We start from the raw sequence: 2,206 nt of genomic DNA on the forward strand, positions 1-2,206 counted from the left end.
CTGATTCGCCGCGGTCGCCGGACCGGCCCGGCGACCGCGGCGAATCAGACGACGTGTGGGGCAAAGGGGACCTGAAGTGATCCAGCAGCGCGCCAACTTGGACTGGATGCTCAAGGAGCTGGCGGACGGCGTTCCGCAGGTCCAGCAGATCGTCGTGCTCTCCGCCGACGGACTGCGGATCGCCAGGCACGGCGGTGACCCCGACGTCGCCGACCGGCTCGCCGCCGCCTGCGCGGGATTGCAGAGCCTCGCCGCCGCCGTCGCCGCCGAGATCCCCATGAGCGACGGCCGGATGCGGCTCGTCGTCATCGAAGTCAGCGGCGGATTCTTCTACCTGATGGAGGCGGGCACGGGCGCCTACCTCGCCGTGCTCGCCGACGAGACGGTCGACGCCGGACTCGTCGGCGCCCGGATGCGCGACATGGTCGTACGGATCGGCGCCCATCTGACGAGTCCGCCGCGACATGACGGGCACACCGGATGAGCCCTCCCCGACGAGAACGCAGGCTGCCCGGGGCGGACGTGGGGGACCCGGAACGGCTGTACGTGATCACGGGTGGCCCGGACGGCGCCAAGCGCGCCTCGCTCGACCTCGTCACCATGATCGTGGCACGCGAGGCCCCCTCACCGACGGTGCCGCCCGAACAGGCCGCCATCCTGCGGCTGTGCGGGGCGCCGCTGTCCGTGGCCGAGCTGTCGGCGTATCTCAGTCTGCCGTTCAGCGTGGTGACGGCCCTGCTGACCGACCTCCTCACGACGGATCTGGTCGAGTCCCGCGCGCCCGTCGCCCGCGCCTCACTTCCCGACAGGTCCCTTCTCGAAGCGGTGATGCATGGACTCCAGAAGCTCTGACACGATCACGGGCCCCAGGAACGAGGACGTACTTCCCACCACGGCGACCTCCGCGGTGAAGGTCGTGATCGTGGGCGGATTCGGGGTCGGCAAGACCACCATGGTCGGTTCGGTGAGCGAGATCCGCCCGCTCACCACCGAAGAGACCATGACCCAGGCCGGCATCGGCGTGGACGACAACTCCGGGGTGGAGACCAAGACGGCCACCACCGTCGCCATGGACTTCGGCCGGATCAGCATCAGCGAGCAACTGGTGCTCTATCTCTTCGGCACGCCCGGCCAGGAACGCTTCTGGTTCCTCTGGAACGGCCTCTTCGAAGGCGCGCTCGGCGCCGTCGTCCTCGTCGACACCCGCCGCCTCGAAGTCAGCTTCGATGTGATCGGGCGGCTGGAGGAGCGCGGCGTGCCGTTCGTCGTCGCCGTCAACACCTTCCCCGACGCGCCGAGCCACCCCGTCGAGGCGCTGCGCGTCGCGCTCGACCTGCCCGACGAGGTGCCGATGGTCAACTGCGACGCCCGGCTGCGGGCATCGAGCCGCGACGTCCTGCTGACCCTCATGCGCTATCTGCACTCGCTGGCACTGCCCGCCTGATCCCTGCCCTCCCCTTCCCTGGAATCCTCCCCTCCCTGGAGTGACCGTGACAACGCCTTATTCGCACCGGCCGGGCACGGACGACCACGCCGGTCCGCCGCCGGGCTGCCCGGCCCACGGCCTGGTCGCCGACGCCTTCGGCGGCGACCACCTGGCGCCCTCCGGACTGCGACGGCTCTACGGCCCCGAGGCCGAGAACGACCCCATGGGCCTGTACGAGAAGCTGCGCGCCGAGCACGGGTCGGTCGCGCCGGTCCTGCTGCACGGCGACGTACCCGCCTGGCTGGTCCTCGGCCACAGCGAGAACCTGCACATGACCCGTACGCCCTCCCAGTTCTCCCGGGACTCCCGCCGCTGGAGCGCGGTCAACGACGGCAGCGTGCCGCCCGACCACCCCCTCGCGCCGATCTTCACCTGGCAGCCCATCTGCGTCTTCGCGGACGGCGCCGACCACGAGCGGCTGCGCGGCGCCGTCACGGACTCGATCGGCCGGATCGACCACCGGGGCGTACGGCGCTTCATCAACCGCTACAGCAACCGGCTCGTCAACGACTTCTGCCAGGACGGCAAGGCCGATCTCGTCAGCCGCTTCGCCGAGCACCTGCCGATGATGGTGATGATCCAGATCCTCGGCATGCCGGAGGAGTACAGCGAACGGCTCGTCCAGGCGGCCCGCGACATGATCAAGGGCACCGAGACGGCCGTCGAGAGCAACGAGTACGTGATGGGGGCCCTGAACCGGCTGGTGGCCCGGCGCCGGGC

Annotated in this window: 4 protein-coding genes; all 4 read left to right on the top strand. The window is 70.2% G+C overall.

Annotated features, from left to right (window positions below; all coding sequences use genetic code 11):
- Nucleotides 1-76 precede the first annotated feature (76 nt).
- Nucleotides 77-484, top strand: coding sequence for a roadblock/LC7 domain-containing protein (locus BHU15_RS26240; protein ID WP_023537351.1), 408 nt, complete (start codon nucleotides 77-79; stop codon nucleotides 482-484).
- Nucleotides 481-852: a DUF742 domain-containing protein gene (locus tag BHU15_RS26245; RefSeq protein WP_031228924.1), complete on the top strand. Its 372-nt coding sequence runs from the start codon at nucleotides 481-483 to the stop codon at nucleotides 850-852. The genes BHU15_RS26240 and BHU15_RS26245 overlap by 4 nt, the downstream gene beginning before the upstream one ends.
- Complete coding sequence (locus BHU15_RS26250) at nucleotides 833-1,444, top strand: GTP-binding protein (RefSeq protein ID WP_023537349.1); 612 nt, start codon at nucleotides 833-835, stop codon at nucleotides 1,442-1,444. Before BHU15_RS26245 ends, BHU15_RS26250 begins: the two co-directional genes overlap by 20 nt.
- Nucleotides 1,445-1,490: 46 nt before the next feature.
- The coding region (locus tag BHU15_RS26255; protein WP_218028079.1) for a cytochrome P450 family protein at nucleotides 1,491-2,206 on the top strand (716 nt) is incomplete at its 3' end.

Source organism: Streptomyces niveus (genome assembly GCF_001723055.1).
GTDB lineage: Bacteria > Actinomycetota > Actinomycetes > Streptomycetales > Streptomycetaceae > Streptomyces > Streptomyces niveus.

Bases quoted from the DNA above. Each gene is read 5' to 3' on its own strand.
- BHU15_RS26245 (WP_031228924.1), top strand. From the start codon at position 481: ATGAGCCCTCCCCGACGAGAACGCAGGCTGCCCGGGGCGGACGTGGGG.
- BHU15_RS26250 (WP_023537349.1), top strand. From the start codon at position 833: ATGGACTCCAGAAGCTCTGACACGATCACGGGCCCCAGGAACGAGGAC.